Origin of the sequence: Novosphingobium anseongense (assembly GCF_037482895.1) — a bacterium.
GTDB lineage: Bacteria > Pseudomonadota > Alphaproteobacteria > Sphingomonadales > Sphingomonadaceae > Novosphingobium > Novosphingobium anseongense.
The window spans coordinates 693982-712106 of record NZ_JBBHJZ010000001.1; the positions used below are offsets into that span (position 1 = coordinate 693982).

At 65.7% G+C, this 18125-nt stretch carries 13 protein-coding genes; 6 read left to right on the plus strand and 7 right to left on the minus strand.

What is annotated here, in order from left to right; all coding sequences use genetic code 11:
• The first annotated feature begins 7 nt into the window (after positions 1 to 7).
• On the plus strand, positions 8 to 1906 hold the full coding sequence (locus WG901_RS03390; protein ID WP_339585595.1) for an XrtA/PEP-CTERM system amidotransferase: 1899 nt from the start codon (positions 8 to 10) through the stop codon (positions 1904 to 1906).
• Between the two features lie 400 nt (positions 1907 to 2306).
• A complete protein-coding gene (locus WG901_RS03395) occupies positions 2307 to 3275 on the plus strand; it encodes a crotonase/enoyl-CoA hydratase family protein (RefSeq protein ID WP_339585596.1) in 969 nt (322 codons plus the stop codon).
• Positions 3276 to 3311: 36 nt separating this feature from the next.
• Here the strand turns inward: WG901_RS03395 and zapE are convergent, their stop codons facing one another.
• The 6 genes from zapE to WG901_RS03425 form a co-directional block, all read right to left on the minus strand.
• Positions 3312 to 4439, minus strand: a complete 1128-nt coding sequence (zapE, locus tag WG901_RS03400) for a cell division protein ZapE (RefSeq protein ID WP_339585597.1) — start codon at positions 4437 to 4439, stop codon at positions 3312 to 3314.
• On the minus strand, positions 4436 to 4909 hold the full coding sequence (locus WG901_RS03405; protein ID WP_339585598.1) for a PaaI family thioesterase: 474 nt from the start codon (positions 4907 to 4909) through the stop codon (positions 4436 to 4438). Before WG901_RS03405 ends, zapE begins: the two co-directional genes overlap by 4 nt.
• A 4-nt stretch (positions 4910 to 4913) precedes the next feature.
• The gene (locus tag WG901_RS03410; protein ID WP_339585599.1) at positions 4914 to 5696 is read right to left on the minus strand and encodes a succinate dehydrogenase iron-sulfur subunit; all 783 of its coding nucleotides are present in this window, start codon (positions 5694 to 5696) and stop codon (positions 4914 to 4916) included.
• Between the two features lie 95 nt (positions 5697 to 5791).
• Complete coding sequence (locus WG901_RS03415) at positions 5792 to 6556, minus strand: ParA family protein (protein WP_339585600.1); 765 nt, start codon at positions 6554 to 6556, stop codon at positions 5792 to 5794.
• A 125-nt stretch (positions 6557 to 6681) separates the two neighbouring features.
• The gene (locus WG901_RS03420) at positions 6682 to 8118 is read right to left on the minus strand and encodes an acyl-CoA reductase (protein ID WP_339585601.1); all 1437 of its coding nucleotides are present in this window, start codon (positions 8116 to 8118) and stop codon (positions 6682 to 6684) included.
• Positions 8119 to 8208: 90 nt separating this feature from the next.
• On the minus strand, positions 8209 to 10131 hold the full coding sequence (locus tag WG901_RS03425; protein ID WP_339585602.1) for an alpha/beta hydrolase domain-containing protein: 1923 nt from the start codon (positions 10129 to 10131) through the stop codon (positions 8209 to 8211).
• A gap of 124 nt (positions 10132 to 10255) precedes the next feature.
• On the opposite strand from WG901_RS03425, the gene WG901_RS03430 reads away from it, so the two are divergent.
• The 3 genes from WG901_RS03430 (at position 10256) to WG901_RS03440 (ending at position 13780) form a co-directional block, all read left to right on the plus strand.
• A complete protein-coding gene (locus WG901_RS03430) occupies positions 10256 to 10642 on the plus strand; it encodes a hypothetical protein (protein WP_339585603.1) in 387 nt (128 codons plus the stop codon).
• A gap of 99 nt (positions 10643 to 10741) precedes the next feature.
• Positions 10742 to 11518: an SDR family NAD(P)-dependent oxidoreductase gene (locus WG901_RS03435; protein WP_339585604.1), complete on the plus strand. Its 777-nt coding sequence runs from the start codon at positions 10742 to 10744 to the stop codon at positions 11516 to 11518.
• 96 nt (positions 11519 to 11614) lie between these two features.
• Complete coding sequence (locus WG901_RS03440; protein WP_339585605.1) at positions 11615 to 13780, plus strand: molybdopterin-containing oxidoreductase family protein; 2166 nt, start codon at positions 11615 to 11617, stop codon at positions 13778 to 13780.
• A gap of 68 nt (positions 13781 to 13848) precedes the next feature.
• On the opposite strand, the gene WG901_RS03445 is transcribed toward WG901_RS03440, so the two are convergent.
• Positions 13849 to 16632, minus strand: coding sequence for an Rne/Rng family ribonuclease (locus tag WG901_RS03445; protein WP_339585606.1), 2784 nt, complete (start codon positions 16630 to 16632; stop codon positions 13849 to 13851).
• Positions 16633 to 17208: 576 nt separating this feature from the next.
• Between WG901_RS03445 and WG901_RS03450 the strand changes: the two genes are divergently transcribed.
• Positions 17209 to 18078 (plus strand): N-acetylmuramoyl-L-alanine amidase family protein, encoded by an 870-nt coding sequence (locus WG901_RS03450; RefSeq protein ID WP_339585607.1) that lies wholly within the window; start codon positions 17209 to 17211, stop codon positions 18076 to 18078.
• The last annotated feature ends 47 nt before the right edge of the window (positions 18079 to 18125 follow it).

The following is an 18125-nucleotide window of genomic DNA, read 5'->3' on the forward strand; positions in this document are numbered from 1 at the left end:
TCGGCCGATGTGCGGAATTGCGGGCATTTTCCATCTTTCGACACCCAAGCCGGTCGACCCGGCGCGGGTTGAGCGTATGTGCGACGCGATCGCGCATCGCGGACCGGACGGCCAGGGTGTCTGGACCGCACCCGGCGTGGGGCTCGGCCATCGCCGGCTCTCGATCATCGACCTTGCCGGATCACCGCAACCGATGGCCTCGACCGACGGGCGCGCGATGCTCGTGTTCAACGGCGAAATCTACAACTACCGCGAACTGCGCGAGGAACTACGCGCGACCGGCGCGGTGTTCCACACCGACGGCGACAGCGAAGTCATCCTTGCAGCCTGGCAGCGCTGGGGGATCGACTGCCTGCCTCGGCTCCACGGCATGTTCGCTTTTGCGATCTACGATCTCGAGCAACGCACGCTCTTCCTCGCGCGCGACCGGCTCGGGGTGAAGCCGCTGTTCCTGGCGCCGCTCGCCGATGGCAGCCTGATCTTCGGGTCCGAGCTCAAGGCGCTGACCGCCCATCCGCTGTTGCGTCGCGAGGCCGATCCGCTGGCGGTCGAGGACTATCTGACCTGGGGCTACGTGCCCGATACGCGGTCCATCCTGAAGGGCGTCGAAAAGCTGCCCGCGGGGCACTATCTGCTGCTGCGCCATGACGCTTCGATGCCGCGGCCCGTGCAATGGTGGGACGTCTCGTTCGCCGAGCGGCGTCGCGGCAGTGCCGCCGATCTCGAGGCCGAACTGGTGCTGCTGCTACGCCAAGCCGTCACCTCGCGCATGGTGTCCGACGTTCCGCTGGGCGCTTTCCTCTCGGGCGGGGTCGACAGTTCTAGCGTCGTCGCGCTGATGGCCGAGGCGAGCACCAATCCGGTCAAGACCTGTTCGATCGGCTTCGACGTCGCCGAACTCGACGAAACCGGCTATGCTAGGCAGATCGCCGAGCGCTTTCACACCGATCATCGCAGCCGCACGGTGTCTCAGGACGATTTCACTGCGATCGATACGCTCGCGGCCATGTTTGACGAACCCTTCGCCGATGCCTCGGCGCTGCCGACCTGGCGGGTCTGCCAGCTTGCGCGCGAGAACGTGACCGTGGCGCTGTCGGGCGACGGCGCGGACGAGGCGCTTGCGGGCTATCGCCGACACGTGTTCCAGCGCAACGAGGACGGGCTGCGCGGTTTGCTTCCGTCATCGCTGCGCCGCCCCGTGTTCGGTGCCCTCGGTGCGGCTTACCCCAAGGCCGACTGGGCGCCGCGGATGTTCCGCGCCAAATCAACCTTCCTCTCGCTCGCGGCGAGCAGCGAGGAGGGCTATGCCCGCGCACTGTCGGTGACGCCGCCGGAGGTGCGCGATCGCATCTATTCACCGGACTTCCAGCGGCTGCGCGGCGACTATCGCGCAGAGCAGCCACTGGTCGCGCTGATGCAGCAGGCTCCCGCACGCTCGGGGCTCGATCGCGCGCAATATGCCGATCTCAAGTTCTGGCTGCCTGGCGATATCCTGACCAAGGTCGATCGCGCGTCGATGGCGGTGGGGCTCGAGGCGCGCGAGCCTCTGCTCGATCATCGCCTGATCGAATTCGCCGCCAGTATGCCGGAGCGGCTGCGCACACAGCGCGGGCAGGGCAAGTGGCTGATGAAGAAGGCCATGCGCCGCTACCTGCCCGATGACATACTCTATCGTCCCAAGCAGGGCTTCGTGACGCCGATCTCACAGTGGTTTCGCGGTCCGCTGGCCGAAGCTGCGCGAGCGATCGGCGAGAGCGCCGGGCTCGCGCGCATGGGCTGGTTCGACCGCGAGCAGCTTAGTCTGCTCGCGTCTGCGCACATCGCCGGACGGGCCGACAATTCGCGCCTGTTGTGGCAGCTGCTCATGCTCGAGAGATCGCTCGAGCGGTTGGGCGCTGCAGCCTGACGTTTTTTCGAAATCGGCGGAATTCTGCGAATGTCTCGACGCCTGAAGGACGCCGGGATGGCCGCATGATGTTCGACCATTGTCTAATTTACGAAGCGACTCGAACGCCATAGGTTGTGGTAAATTTCAAGTTAACCATACAGGATACGGATTTTAATACGGGAATCTTCCGTGAGTATGATCACGGACGGCATTTCCGAGGACGCGAGCGGACCGTGCCTTTAATGACACGGTCAAGTGAAATTTATCCGTTTTGCACAGTGTTTATACGTAGTCGCGGTCCCTTGATGGACGCTGCGTCGCGCAAAATCCCTTTGCCAAGGGACTCCGTGCTCGCGTAGATTCTCAAGAGGCCGCGATAACATAACAACTGGCAGCGGGGTCGTAAGCGGGGTTATGTATGGATCGGCTGAGCGGCGATCTTGATAGACGGACTGAGCAGGACGGCGCGGATGATGCGCTGGCCATTCCTCTGACCAATGACGTCGAGCTTCTGCTCGAACGGTCGGAACGGCGCCTGGCCGTGCCGGAGCGCCTGCTCGCGCTCGAAGAGCTCGACGTCCTCTATGACGAAACGAAGCAAGCGCTGTGGACCTTCATGCGGCCCAAGGACCGCCCGAGCTTCACTCGCACGATGCTCACCGATTTCGAGGCCTGGCAGTCTCTGATCAAGCAGGGCTTCGGTCCCGAACGGCTGCCGCTGCGCTACCTCATCCTCGGCAGCCGAGCGCCCGGCGTGTTCTGCTTCGGCGGCGATCTCGCGCTGTTCCACCAACTCATTCGCGAGCGGGATCGCGAGGCTCTGGCGGCCTATGGCTACCGCTGCGTGGAAATCCTCGATCGCAACATGCACGCGCTCGACCTGCCGATGCTGACGATCGGCCTGGTCCAGGGCCAGGCGCTCGGCGGCGGTTTTGAATCGCTGCTGTCATTCGACTTCATCATTGCCGAGCGCGGCTCGACCTTTGGCCTGCCCGAAGTCACCTTCGGCTTGTTCCCCGGCATGGGCGCACACGCGATTCTCTCGCGCAAACTCGGCGCGGCCATGGCCGATCGCATCATCCTCTCGAACGAGACCTACTCGGCCGAAGAGATGTATGATCTCGGAATCGTTTACCAGCTCGCTCCGGCCGGCGAAGGCGTGGCCGCGGTGCGTGATTTCATGGCCAAGACCGACCGGCGCCACGCCGGCGTGGTCAATGCCCGCCGCGCCACGCGCGTCGCCAACCCGATCGAGATGTCGGAATACTATCGCATCGTCGACCTGTGGGCCGATGCGGCGCTGCAACTGCGTGAGCAGGATCTCAAGCTGATGCAGCGACTTGCCAGCGCCCAGGCGCAAAAGGCGATGCTGGCTCGGGCCTCCTAGTCAATCTCCGTCCCGGGCTTGCCCGGGGCGGCATGGCTATTCTTCGCCGTGTCCTAGCGCCAGGTAGTCGGCGCTCTGCATTTCGTTGAGCCGGCTGACCGTTCTCTCGAATTCGAAGCGGCCGCCTTCGTTGCCTTTGCCGCCGTTGTCATAGAGATTCTCGGGCGCCGCGTCGGCCGTTACCAGCAGCTTGACCTTGTGCTCATAGAGCGTGTCGATCAGCGTGACGAAGCGCGCTGCCTCGTTGCGCGTGTCCGGACCAATCTTCGGAATGCCGACGAGGATCACCGTGTGATAGGCGCGCGCGATCGCGAGATAGTCCGAGGCGCCGCGCGCTTCGCCGCAGAGTCGCTTGAAGCTGAACACCGCGACGCCCTTGAGGCTCTTGGGTACGAACAGCGCCCGCCCGCCGAGATCAAGCTCGGCCGAGGGAACGTGAGCGCTATCCTCGGGCGAATAGTCGGTCAGGCGAAAGAAGGCCTCGCGTACTTGCGCCGTGGCTTCGGGGCCGAGGGGCATATGCCACATGGCCATGCCACCGAGGCGATGCAGGCGGTAGTCGACCGGACCGTTCAGGGTCAGCACGTCGAGCTCGCGCTCGATCAGCGCGATGAAGGGAAGGAAGTGCTCGCGGTTGAGCCCGTCCTTGTAGAGATCCTTCGGCGCGCGGTTCGAGGTGGTGACGATCGTCACGCCCTGGTCTTCGATGAGCTGGGTGAACAGCCGGCTCATGATCATCGCGTCGGCCGAATTGTTGACCACCATCTCGTCGAAGGCGAGGCAGCGCAGGTCCTTGCCGATCGCCGCGGCGACGGGCGGGATCGGATCGCCCTGTTCCTTCTTGCGCTCGTCGCGCAGGCGTTCGTGGACCTCGAGCATGAAGGCGTGGAAGTGGACGCGGCGCTTCTCGTCGATCTTCAGGCTGTCGTGGAACAGGTCCATCAGCATCGACTTGCCGCGACCGACGCCGCCCCACATGTAGACGCCGCGGTGGCGGCTCTCGCGCTTCTTGCCGAACAGCTTGCCGATCAGGCCGCCCGTCGGCGCGCGTTCGAGTTCGCGCTGGAGCTTTTCGAGCCGTTCGGCCGCAGCCTCCTGTTCGGCATCGGGGCGCAGTTCGCCCGAGGCGATCAGCGCTTCGTAACGGGCGAGCAGGCCGGTCATCGCGGCGCGCTGGGCTTGCGGACGGTGCCGGTAAACGACGCGACGAGGCTCTCGTCCGCACCCTCGCCCTGCACGACCAATCCGCGCAGGAAGCCGAGCCGCCGAGTTTCGCGCAGGACCTGGACGACCGCGTCTAGCGGCTTGTCGGGGTTGCCGGGGCCGATGAACTGGCACGACACGTCGACCGTGGCTGCGCCCATCGCATTGATGCCGCGGACCATGAAGGCCCCGGCGAAAAGCGCGACGTCGATCATGCCGAGCACGGCGCCGCCGTGGACGTTGCCCCCGTTGTTGGTCAGGTGACGCACGGGTAGAATCCGGCAGCGCGCGGAATCGTCACCTTCGCGCCGCACCAGCATCGGGCCGAGTACCGCTTCGTTGTAGCGGGTTTCGTCGAGCAGGCGCCAGCGATGCCAGCCGGCATGATCCGGATCGGGCTCGCAGGAGAAGGCCGGGCCTTCCACGCTCACGTCCTCAGACGTGCCGTTCGGCCTGCATCTTCTTGATCTCGGCGATTGCGCGCGCCGGCGACAGGCCCTTGGGGCAGACGTTGGCGCAGTTCATGATCGTGTGGCAGCGATAGAGGCGGAACGGATCCTCGAGCTCGTCGAGGCGTTCGCCGGTCATCTCGTCGCGGCTGTCGGCCAGCCAGCGATAGGCCTGGAGCAGGATCGCCGGGCCGAGGAACTTGTCGCTGTTCCACCAGTAGCTGGGGCACGAGGTCGAGCAGCAGGCGCAGAGGATGCACTCGTAGAGGCCGTCGAGCTTCTCGCGCTGTTCGGGGCTCTGCAGGCGCTCCTTGCCCGAAGGCGTGGTCGAGACGGTCTGCAGCCAGGGTCGGATCGAAGCGTACTGCGCATAGAAGTGCGTGAAATCGGGGACCAGGTCCTTGATCACGTCCATGTGCGGCAGCGGCGTGATGCGGATTTCGCCCTTGAGATCCTCGATCGCGGTGGTGCAGGCCAGGCCGTTGCGGCCGTTCATGTTCATCGAGCACGAACCGCAGATGCCTTCACGGCACGAGCGGCGGAAGGTCAGCGACGGGTCCTGCTCGCTCTTCATCTTGATGAGCGCGTCGAGGACCATCGGGCCGCAGTTGTCGAGATCGATCTCGAAGGTGTCGTAACGGGGATTCTCGCCGCTGTCGGGATCGTAGCGGTAGACGGTGAACTTCTTGACCTTCGTCGCGCCCTCGGCGCGGTGGTGATTGCCCTTCTTGCTGATCACGCTGTTCTTCGGAAGGGTGAAGGTCGCCATCGAGAATGCCCCATGTTGCGGCTGCGAGAAGCCGGCTGTTTGCGCCTCTCTAGCGATTCACGGCGTCAGGGCAAGGGCGCTCGTGCGCGAAGGCTTCATCGTTTGGTCTTCGCCGGGATCTTCGCCAGCGGCGCTGCGGGCTTCTCGCCTTCGACCGCGCGCCAGACTTCGACGATGGCGCGCGCACCCGGAGAACTGCGGGCGAAATCGACGACGGGCGCCTGTTCCACTGCCATGCGCTCTACCGCGCTCGCCTGCGGGATGGCCGGCCAGTCGGGATGCGCCTCGCGCACTTGGCGGTGCAGTGACTTGCGGCGATCGACCATCGAGAGGACCGGCATGATCCGCGGCTTGCGTCCGTCCTCCTCGGCGAGGCGGGCTTCGACGAGATCGAGCGTGCGCAGTGCCAGGGGATTGGGTTCGACCGGCGCGACGATCAGTTCCACCGCGCGGAAGATGTGCTCGCTGATCTCGCCGAGGCCCGGAGGGCAGTCGAGGATGATGCGGTCGTAACGGTCCTCGAGCGTGCGCAGCAGCTTGCGCAGGCGCTTGGGCTTGTCGGCTTCGGCCAGGTCGCTTTCGAGGTGGCGCAGCGAGAGATCGGCGGCGATCAGGTCCAGCCCGGGCCAGCGCGTCGGTTCGGCCAAGTCCGCGGGATCGGCCTTGCCGGAAAACAGCTTCTTGGCGGTGTGGGAGGCTTCTGCCTGTCCCAGCAGGAAGGCCGAGCCGCCCTGCGCATCGAGATCCCAGAGCAAGGTGCGGTGCCCGCCGAGCACCGCCGAGCAATAGGCCAGGTTGACCGCCAGCGTCGTCTTACCGACGCCGCCCTTCATGCTGTAGACCGCGATGAATTTCGCCATGCCGCTCCGCTCTTCGAACCCACGAGCTTCGCTGTCTGACTCGCGCTTCGCTTGCGTGCAACCCCCGGCCGGCCCGTGTCACAAAAGGACGGTGCCGGCCAAGGCGTGTCGCGCGGAGAAGGCGATCAACTGCCCTCGACGCCGTCCTCGTTGGCCATCCAGTGGACGAAGCGGTGCAGCGGGTACATCGCATCGTGCGGGTTGCCGATCGCCGCGGGTCCGGCCTCGCCGAGCCGCACGACGCGCTGGGCGCCGCCGCTGGCAAGATGATCGCGCAGCGCGGGCATGCGGCCGAACGGATAGACGCCGACGGTCTGGGTCGCGACGTTGACGTATTTCATCGCTTCCATCAGGTCGGGCACGCAGACCACGTTCGAGGTCTTGCGCAGCGGGTGGAAGTCCACCGGTTCTTCCGATCGGATCGCGACGCCGCGGCCATCGGTCTTGCCGAAGACGGCATAGTCGTCGTCCATCATCCGCAGGACGTCGATCTGTTCCTTGAGTTCGCGATCGAGCGGGCGCGGCGTGCCTTCACCGGTGCGGTCGATGCGCAGGCGCTCGGCCAGGACCTCGGCATAGCGGTCACCCTCTTCAGGCGTCGCTTCGAGGAAGGTGAAGCGACTGCAGACGCAGGCCTCCTGGTTGAGGATCGAGACGTCGCGGGCGTTGAACTCGGCGGCCTCTGCCAAGGTCTCGGCCGAGGCGAAGGCCTCGCGCCCGACCATCGAGATCGAGGTCTTGGGATCGAACGAGACGAGTTGGAAGCCCGGGCCGATGTACTTCATCACGTTGTTGATCGCGTCGCCGCCGCCCCAGGCGACCAGCTTGTCGAAATACTGCGGGCGATAGAGCACGCGCTCGACGGCATCGTCGCCGCCGCGCCAGTAGATCGCCGACATCGACTGGACGACGGGGTGGTTGGGGTCGATCTCGGCCATGGTGCGCAGGAAGGCCGTGGTCGAAAACGGGTCGGCCGAGGCCATTTTGAACAGACTCACCGACTTGACCAGTGCCGACTGGGCGATCGAGCGGATGCCCATGCCCGGCGAATTGCCGGGCAGCACGTGGATCAGGCGCGGCGCATAGGCGCGGATGAAGCTGCGACGCCCTTGGTGGTCGGTGTGTGGTACCCACTCGTCGAGCGCTTTGGGGTTGGGGAAGTTCTGCTCGACGACTTCCATCAATACCTTCTTGTCGAGGTACTCGGTGGCGTGGAGCATCTGATGCTCGATCACCGCGCGCGGCGCGAGGCTGACCTTGGCCATGCGGTCGATGCAGGCCTGGACGTGCTCGTTATTGGGATCGCAGAGCCGCTGGCCCGATTCCACCAGGAAGTCGATGATCTCCGACAGTGGCGTGTTGAGCAGCGGCGGCAACTCCGTGCGCGGATGGACGAGGCTGTTGAGATCGAGCTTGGGCGTTGCGAAGGACACGCCGAGGTCGCGCGAGCGGTGAATCTGATCGGCACCGTCGATCACCTGTCCGCGAATGAAGAAAGGCGCGGAATCGGCCTCTGCCTGATCGGTCGACGGCGGGCTGCTCAGTTCGGTCAGCGTGTTCATGGCGATCCTCTTCACATACGTCGCGCCGCGACTCGGCTTAATGGCGACTGATGCGTTTCATTATGACTTTCTCCATGCGGAAGGCAAGCGTCATTTGCTTCCGACGAGGGTCGCGCGCAGGCGTGCGGCGTCTTCGGCCAGCAGCAGGCGCTCGGCAGCGAGTTCCCCGACGACCGCGGCCCTGCGCTCGGCGACGGTCGCAGGCGGCTCGCGTCTGTCAGCGGGAAAAGGCAGATAGGATCCGGCGATCAGGCAGAGGTCGCCTTCACCGAAACCCGGCTTGCGCAGGTTCCAGCCCAGGTAGGTGCCCTCGGCCACGGCGACCTCGGGCATGCGGATGCCGGGCTGGTCGTTGCCCTGGGTGTCGATCGCCGGGACATATTGCGGCCAGGCACGCTTGCCTGCCGGGGAAATGGGCTGATTGAACACCTTGGGCCAGACGATGCCCTCGGGTCCGCGCAGCGCGTCCACGGGTCGCAACTCGCCTTTCCCGAGGCTGGGCCAACGGCTCGCGGGCGGTTCTGCCCGGCCGAGTGTCCAGTCGACCATGCCGATGAGCAGCGCGCGAACGATCGGCGTATAGTTGAGCGGATTGGCCGGATAACGGCAGGCGGGCAGGGCCATGCCCGGGGCATGGGCGCCGCCGGCGATCATGTAGGCGCGCACGTTCGCGGGCAGGGCGACGTCGCGGTTGGTGCCGCCGGTGCCGACCAGCGAGGCGCCGGCCTGCCAGAATTCGCCGCTGGTATCGATGTGGAACACGCGCGGGCAAGTGCCGTCGGCGCTGCAGGTCGCGAGAATGCCGTCGCGCCTGCCGGTGACAGGATCGGTCAGGGTGGCATAGGTGAAGGGAAATCCGAAGCCGGGGACGTCGTGATCCTCATGCTGGCGCGAGAAGCGGCCCGGCTCGGCGAAGCGGTAGTTCGTGTAGGTCTGCCGTGCGCCGGGGATGAACGGGATCACCCCGTCGAACACGCGCCGCCCGGCGAGATCACTGTTGAAACCCTGCCAGAGAAAGTCGCGCAGGTAGCGCCCCGACTGCGAGCCGCCGAAGGCGATTGCCGCCGAAAAGGCGCCCCCGCGCGGATTGACGCAGGCCTGCTTCGCGTCCTTCTCGCACGGCGCTGCGGATAGATCGGCGAGCGGATTGCCCTGTGCGGCGCTGCCGTGGCGCAAGAAGGCGATCAGGTCGCGCGTCGCGGTGAAGCCGAGGCCCATGACCACGGGATCGCGCGCGACGTAGTCGAACCGATAGATTGCGCCGGCATCCATCGCTGCGGGGCGCGTGAGCGTGACATGGCGATCGTCTTCGAAGCGCCAGTCGCTGGCGGCAATTTCCCTTGCGGGCGCGCCCGTAACGGCGCGGACGGTGAGCCTGGCCGAGGCCTGATCGAGCGTCGCGGCGCGATAGGGCAAGGACAGGCGATTGGAACTGGTGTTGTCGAAGATCGTCTCGGTCGAGACGGGACCGGTCAGCGGCTTGTCGCCGTCACTCGCCACGGGGAAGCGCGCGCCGATCAGGCCTTTGCCGTTGCCCGACAGCGTAATGTCGCCCTGCCACCCGCTCCAGACCAGGGTATAGCCCTGGCGCAGCAGGAGGCCGTCGCCGGGCGCGATCGGGTCGCCGCCGCCCATCGCCGAGCCGCCGGTGAACATCGCCATCAGCTTCATGCCGCGGTTGACGACATCGTAGAGCATCACGCGCCGGGCCCTGGTGCCGTCTTTGGGACGCAGGATCACCACATCGACGTCGTAGGCGACCAGCCCGTCGGAATCGCGCGGTGCCTTGGCGAGATCGACGATGCCGCGGTTCGCTGCCGCCCTGGGATCGATCCGCAAGTGTGCAATGCCGGCGATACGTTCGTAAGGGCCGGCGTTGCCGAAGGTCCTGCCATCGTAGGCGTCGATCCGCGAGGTCACCTCGATGCGAACGTCGGGTATGGTTTCGGCCGCCATGGCCGGTGACGCGGCAACGGTCGCTGTCGCGAACAGGACGTGCGAAGCCAAGCGCATGATCTCTCTCTCCCAGATCGTTTTGCCCATGCTCGCAGACGGGCGGTGAATTGCAATCGAGGCTTGCTGCGCGTCGGGACGGGTGGGGCATTCGCCCGAGAACAGAACCTGAGGAGAGAGCGTCATGGCCGGTAGAGGGCACAAGGACATTTTCGCCGACGACATCGCCTGGGGGCAGGGCGCCTCGCCAGGCATCCAATACGCGCGCTTCCTGCTCGACGAGGACAATGCCGCGACTTCGCCGATGGTCATCCTCTCGAAGTTCGCGCCGGACGAAGTGGTCGAGCCGCACACCCACGGTTGCAACTATCTCGAATACATCATCGAAGGCTCGCAGATGGTCGGGAAGGCCAATTTCACAAAGGGCGACCTACGCTGGGCCAAGGCAGGAACCGGTTATGGCCCGATCGTCGTCGGCCCCGAAGGTTGCACGGTGTTGATCGTCTTCCAGGAGGCGGCGAAATCGAACACAATCCCTTTGGGCAAGGCTCGCACCCCCGAGAGCGCCTGACACGGGCATGCCCGTCGGCCGATTTCGCAAATATCGCCATAGCGGTTGCCGGCGCGCACGATTGTGCCATCACGCGCAACAAATTCGGGAGATGAACTGATGTCCGAGGGCAATTTCTACAGCAATCGCGTGGCCGTGGTCACCGGCGGCGGGCGTGGGTTCGGCAAGGCCTTCGGAATGGCGCTGGCCGCGCGCGGTGCCCATGCCGTGCTGGTCGACATCGACGGTACGGTGGCCGAGGAAGCCGCGGCCGACATCCGCGCGAGCGGTGGCCAGGCGACGGGCTTCGGCGGCGACGTCACCGATGAGGCTCGGATGGCCGAAATCATGAAGCAGGCGGCCGCGCTTGGCGCCAAGAATGGCAATCCCGGCATCGACATCCTGATCAACAATGCCGGGCTGCACAGCGACGAATACGGTCAGCCGATCTTCAAGATGGGCCTCGCCAAAGTGAAGCGCCTGTTCGACGTCAACGTCATCGGCGTTGTCACTTGCACGATCGCCGCGGCCGAATACATGCGCGGCCGCGCGGGTGCTTCGATGGTCAACATCGCCTCGTCGGCCGGGCACATGGGCGGATCGGCCTATGGCGACACCAAGCTCGCAGTCTCGGGCCTGACGATCACTTTCGCGCGCGAACTCGGCCCCGACGGCGTGCGCGTCAACGCGATCTCGCCGGGGCTCATGCTCACCGAGACGATCGCCGCCGAACTGCCGCCCGAGACCAAGGCGCGGGTCAAGGCGATGCAGATGATCGGCGACGACGGCAAGGAGGAGCACATCGTCGACGCCATGCTGTTCCTGACCTCGCCGCAGGCGAGCTTCGTCACGGGGGAGGTGCTGCGCGTCACCGGCGGCATGGCGGCAGGCGTCTAGTTGCGACACGCCTCTCGCGGTCAGCTTGATTGACTGCGGCGAGCGGCGTGTTCCTTTCGCGTTTTTCTCGTCGCTTGCCTGGTCTAGCTTGGCGCGATGGGAGAGACCGTAAAGACATTCTGCCGCAATTGCAGCGCGCTCTGTTCGATGGAGATCGACGTCGAGGAGGGGCGCATGGTGCGCGCCCGGCCCGACGGTACGGCCTCGCCCTATGGCGCCTATCTTTGCCCCAAGGGCCTCGCCGCGATCGACTTCCACAATGGCGCCGAGAACCGGCTGCTGCACAGCCTGAAGAAGCAGACCGACGGCACTTTTGCGGAGATCGCCGGGGATCAGGCGATCGACGAGATCGGCGCCAGGCTCAAGGCAATCTACGAAGAGCACGGACCCCGGGCGATTGCGGTCTATCACGGCACGGGCGCCTACCGCTGCGTGCTCGGCAACCTGATGGAGCGCGCCTGGGTGGCGGCGCTCGATACGCCCAACTTCTTCTCGTCGATGACCGTCGACCAGTCGGCCAAGTGGGTGACGATGGCGCGCATGGGCATCATGGCCAGCGGCCGCCACAATTTCCGCGACGCCGACTGCGCGCTGCTGGCCGGCGGTAATCCGCTCGTCACGCACCAGGGCGCGCCTTTCGCCGTGGCCGAGGTCGGCGCGCCGGCACGCGCTTTCGCTGCGGCCAAAGAGCGCGGCTGCAAGATCATCATCGTCGATCCGCGCCGGACCGAGACCGCGCGCTTCGCCGATCTGTTCATTCAGCCCTTGCCCGGCCACGATGCCGAACTGTTCGGCGCGATCGCCCACGTCATGTTGCGCGACGGGCTCTACAAGCGCGACTTCGTCGAGCGGTTCTGCATTCAGCTCGATGAACTGCGTGCGACGCTGGCCCCGTTCACGCCCGAGTTCGCCGCAGCGCGCGCGCAGGTGCCGGTCGAACAGATCGAGCTTGCGGCGAAGTGGCTGGGCGAGGCCGAGCGCCCGCTCGCCGGTAGCGGCACGGGTCCTTCGATGAGCACCCACTCGAACACGGCCGATCACATGATCGAAGTCGTGAACGTGCTCGCCGGGGGATACCGCAAGGCGGGCGATCGCATCCGCAATCCCGGCGTGCTCAAGGCCAAGGATGCCTACGAGATGGCGGTCTCGCCGACGCGCAGCTTCGAACACGAGCCGAAATGCGTGAGCGAGGATACCGGTCTGCTGGTCGGCGAATTCCCCACCGCACTGATCCCCGGCGAAATCGCCGCGGATTCGCCCGACCGTATCCGCGCGCTGATCTGCTTCGGCGGCGATCCGCTGATGGCGGTCGGCGATCCTGCACTCGCCAAGGCGGGGTTCGCCAAGCTCGACCTGCTGGTCTCGCTCGACAGCCGGATGAACGCGACCGGGGAGATGGCCGACTACGTCGTCGCCACGTCACAGCCGTTCGAGCGGCACGAGATATCGGTGCCCGGCGACGGTTCCTATCCCGAGCCCTTCGTTCAATACACGGCGCCCGTCGTTGCGAAGCCCGAAGGCGTCATCGACGACTGGGAGTTCTTCTGGGCCGTCTCGGCGAAGATGGGCGTGCCACTGACCTTCAAATACTGGAACTACGGGCTGCGCTTTCAGGACATTCCCGAAGGCATCGAACTGAGTCTTACCGACAGGCCCGATCCGGAGGATCTCTGTCGCTATCTTGCCAAGGACAGCGTGGTTTCCTTCGACGAAATCAAGGCGAATCCTTCGGGGGTAAGGGCCGAAGTGGCGCTGCGCACCGTGCTGCCCGGGCCGCCCGGTGCGTCCGGCCGGCTCGAACTGTGCCCGCCCGATGTGGCGGCGGAACTCGCCGCGATTGCCAAGGAGCCCGCGGAGACTGGCTACGGCTATCGGTTGACCTGCCGGCGCGTGCTCCATGCGCTCAATGGGGCCTTCCGGGACTCGAAGGAGGCGCGGCGGCGGTTCCCGGTGAACTACGCGTACATGAACCCGGAGGACATGGCGGCCGAGGGCCTGGCCGACGGCGACACGATCGAGATCGCGTCCGAGTTCGGCAAGGTCCGCACGCTCGCCAAAGGAGAGGATCGGCTGCGTCGCGGCGTGATCTCGATGACGCATATGTTCGGCCCGCTCGTCGGTTCGGGCGATCCTCTGGCCGACGGCGGGGCCAATGTCGGCCAACTGACCTCGCTGACCCGGCATGTACAGCCGATCAATTTCATGCCGCGGTTCTCGGCAATTCCGGTCAACGTGACGGTTCTCGCGCCAGCCGAAGCTTGATTGCCGCACCAACGGAAAAGGCCCGCCGCTCCTGAGAGCGACGGGCCTTTTCGCGTGTCGGTGTTAAATCAGGCGCCGAACGTGCGCTGCCACCAGCCGCGACGCGGAGAACCGCCTTCGCCGGCTTCGGCTTCCGCCGCAGCATCGGCTGCGACGTTTGCGGCCGGCTCGGCCGCCGCGGCTTCGGCTGCCGGCTCGGCTTCGGCGGCGACCGCTTCGGCTTCGACCTTCTTCTTGCGCGTGCGCTTGGGCTTGGCCGGCGCTTCCTCTGCCACCACTTCGGCGACAGGCGCGGCTTCGACCGGTGCTTCGGCGGCCGGAGCCTCCTCAGCGACGGCATCGGCCTTCTTCTTGCGCGTGCGCTTGGGCTTGGCCGGCGCTTCCTCGGTGGTCACTTCAGCGACAGGCGCGGCTTCGACCGGTGCTTCGACGGCCGGAGTCTCCTCGGCGACGGCATCGGTCTTCTTGCGACGCGTGCGCTTGGGCTTGGCCGGGGCTTCCTCAGAGGGAGCAGCTTCGGTCTCGGCAACGGGTTCGGCGCTCGGGGCTTCGGCGGCTTCGGCCGGAACCTCTGCGCCTTCGCTCTCGTCGTCGTTCACCGCAGCCTGATCGCCTTCACCGCGACCACGGCCACCACGCCGGCGACGGCCACGACGGCGACGCTTGCGCGGACCTTCACCGTCTTCGCCATTGTCGTCACCGGTCGTCTCGACCTCGTCGCCGGTTTCGTCGTCGGCTTCGCCGGCGTCTTCGGCACGATCTTCGTCCTGTGCGTCGTCACCCTGTGCGTCGTCACCCTGAGCGTCTTCACCCTGGGCTTCGTCGTCGCGACGGTCGCGTCCACGACCCCGGCGGCGCTTGCGACGCTTGCGGCGGCCATCACCGTCGCTATCGGCATCGGCGCGGCTGCCACCTTCGCGCGCCTCGACTTCGGCCTCTTCCTCGAGATCATCGTCCTCGGGCAGGTCCTCGTCGTCGAATTCCTCGACGATCGGTTCGAACTTGGGCACGAATTCGGGACGCGGACCCGAAGAGACGACGCGCATCTTCGCGCCTTCGTTCTCGCCCTCGGGGATCACCTCGACCCGCACGCCATAGCGGTCTTCGATCTCGGCGAGATCGGCGCGCTTGGCGTTGAGCAAGTAGACTGCGGCCTCGGTGCTGGCATAGAGCGAGATGACCGAACCGCGGCCCTTGGCGGCCTCGTCCTCGATCAGGCGCAGCGCCGACAGGCCCGCCGAACTGGCCGTGCGGACCAGGCCGGTTCCGTCGCAGTGCGGGCAGGTGCGCGTGGTCGCCTCGAGCACGCCGGTGCGCAGGCGCTGGCGGCTCATCTCCATCAGGCCGAAGCTCGAGATGCGGCCGATCTGCAGGCGGGCGCGATCGTTCTTGAGCGCGTCCTTCATCGCCTTCTCGACCTTACGGACGTTCGATCCGTATTCCATGTCGATGAAGTCGATGACCACGAGCCCGGCCATGTCGCGCAGGCGGAGCTGACGGGCGATTTCGCGCGCGGCTTCGATATTGGTGTTGAGCGCCGTCGCCTCGATGCCGTGTTCCTTGGTGGAACGGCCCGAGTTGATGTCGATCGAAACCAGAGCCTCGGTCGGGTTGATGACGATGTAGCCGCCCGACTTGAGCTGCACGACAGGGTCGTACATCGCGGTCAGCTGATCTTCCGCGCCATAGCGCTGGAACAGCGGCACGGGATCGACATAGGCCTTCACCCGGCGCGCATGGCTGGGCATCAGCAGCTTCATGAATTCGCGCGCAGCCCGGTAACCGTTCTCGCCCTCGACGACGACTTCCTCGACATCGCGATTGTAGATGTCGCGGATCGCGCGCTTGATCAGGTCGCTGTCCGAATGGATCAGCGCCGGCGCCGAAGACTTCATCGTGTTCTCGCGGATCTCGTCCCAGAGGCGTGCGAGATAGTCGAAGTCACGCTTGATCTCGGTCTTGGTACGCGCGAGGCCCGCGGTGCGGACGATGCAGCCCATCGACTTGGGCAGGTCCATCTCGGAGATGATCGACTTCAGGCGCTTGCGGTCCGAGGCCGAGCTGATCTTGCGGCTGATGCCGCCGCCATGGCTCGAATTCGGCATGAGCACGCAATAGCGGCCCGCCAGCGACAGGTACGTGGTGAGGGCAGCGCCCTTGTTGCCGCGCTCTTCCTTGACGACCTGGACGAGCAGAACCTGCCGCCGGTGAATGACGTCCTGGATCTTGTAGCGGCGGCGCAGCGCCATGCGCTTGGCGCGAAGTTCGTCGGCTTCCTTCGAACGGCCACGGCCACCCTGGCGTCGCTTGCCGCGGCGCTGACGGCCACCCTGGCTGTCCTCGTCGCCGGCTTCGCCCTCGGCGTGCTCGCCGTCTTCGTCCTCGAAGCCGTTCTCGACGTGGCCGTCCTCGATCGTGGCGACCTGGTCCTTGTCGGACGTGTCGACCTCGGTGACGCCCTCTTCGCCGAAGTCGTCGGAGAGATTGCCGTCACCATCGTCGTCGTGGCCGTAGTCTTCATCGTCGCCGTCGTCGGCGGCGCGCAGCGCGGCTTCTTCCTCGGCGTGCGCGGCTTCTTCTGCCAGCAGCGCTTCGCGATCCTCCTTGGGGATCTGGTAATAGTCGGGATGGATTTCACTGAAGGCCAGGAAACCGTGACGATTACCGCCGAAATCGACGAAGGCCGCCTGCAGAGACGGTTCTACCCGGGTTACTTTGGCTAGATAGATATTGCCTTTGATCTGCTTGCGATCGGCAGATTCAAAGTCGAATTCCTCAATACGATTGCCTTTGAGCACGGCCACCCGGGTTTCTTCCTGGTGGCGCGCATCGATAAGCATGCGCGTGGTCATTATAAATTCTCCAAGCGCGCCGCGGCACGGATCCCAAGCGATTGGGGGCCGGCAAAGTGGCGCGCATATGCAATGGCTCGCCGCCGGTCCCGAGAGGTTCGGGTTCCGTGGCGCGGCGATCGGTGGTGTGCGTAAAGCCCGGGCGCGAAAGCGCTCGGGCGGCTTGCTTCGTGTCTGCTAGCGGGAGAATGCGCGGCGTATTCGATCGCGCAGTACCGTCGAGCGGTGCGCCAGCCGTCCAAGCCTTCCGCGCCTGCAAAGGCTGCGGTTGGCAGAACGGCAAGTGGCTTCTCATGGCTCGCATCAACCTGTTCGGTCCGGATTGGAAAGCCCGGATGTCGGCCGGAAATGTGAACATCTCTGCGATCCCCGCCCGAATACGCTTGTTTCAGCTCTGTTTCGGAGCGTCGAGGATCGGACAGGTTCGCCCGGCTTCGTTCATCTAGCAGTCAATACCTTGATCGGCAAGGGTTGCCTCGGAGGCCGACCGGGCGGGCTTGCCCCCGCGAACGGGCGGGGGACACCGGTTCCCTCCACCATTGCGGATCCATGTGGGTGGCCCTAGCAAGACGTGCAATGCCGCGCCTGGTTCAGCTTGCCCTGCTTGTCGCTGCGCCGCTGGCGCTGGTCGGCGCCATGGTCGCGGCGGACCGGCTCTTCGCGTCGCCCGGGCGCGGTTATGCCTATGTCGAACGCATCGTCCTCGCGCCACCGACGAACGAGATCGGCCTGCCGCCGATCCAGGGGCCGCTCGACGGCAGTCGGCCGCTCGTCGTCATCGATGCCGGGCATGGCGGACACGATCCCGGTGCCGGCCGCGCACCCTTGGTCGAAAAGGTCCTGACGCTCGGCCTTGCGCGGGCCTTGCGCGACGAGTTGATCAAGAGCGGTGGCATCCGCGTGGCGATGACGCGCGACGACGATCGCTTCCTGTTGCTGCCCGAGCGTTCCGGCGTGGCGCGACGGCTCAATGCCGACCTGTTCATTTCGATCCACGCCGACAGCGTCGAGGGCAACGAGGATGCACGCGGTGCCAGCGTCTATACGCTGTCCGAACGCGGCACGAACGAGACCGCCGCGCGCCTAGCCGCGCGCGAGAACCGCGCGGACACGGTCAATGGCATTTCGCTCGCGAGCACCAGCGATGCCGTGAGCGCGATCCTCGTCGACCTGTCGCAGCGTGAGACCCAGGCGCGGTCCGAGCAGTTCGCTCGCCTGATCCTGCGCGAGGCTTCGGACAAGATGCGCTTCCACGATCGCAATCTGCAATCGGCGGCCTTCGTCGTGCTCAAATCGCCCGATATGCCCTCGGTCCTGTTCGAGAGCGGTTACATCAGCAATCCCGACGAGGCGGCGAGGCTGGCGTCTCCCGAGGGTCAGGCGACTTTCGCCAAGGCGACCGCGCAGGCGATCCGGGCCTTCTTCGCGCGGCAGTCGCAACCGTGAAGCGATCGGGTGAGACGATCGGCGAACGCGCTTCCCCTCGCGCGGGA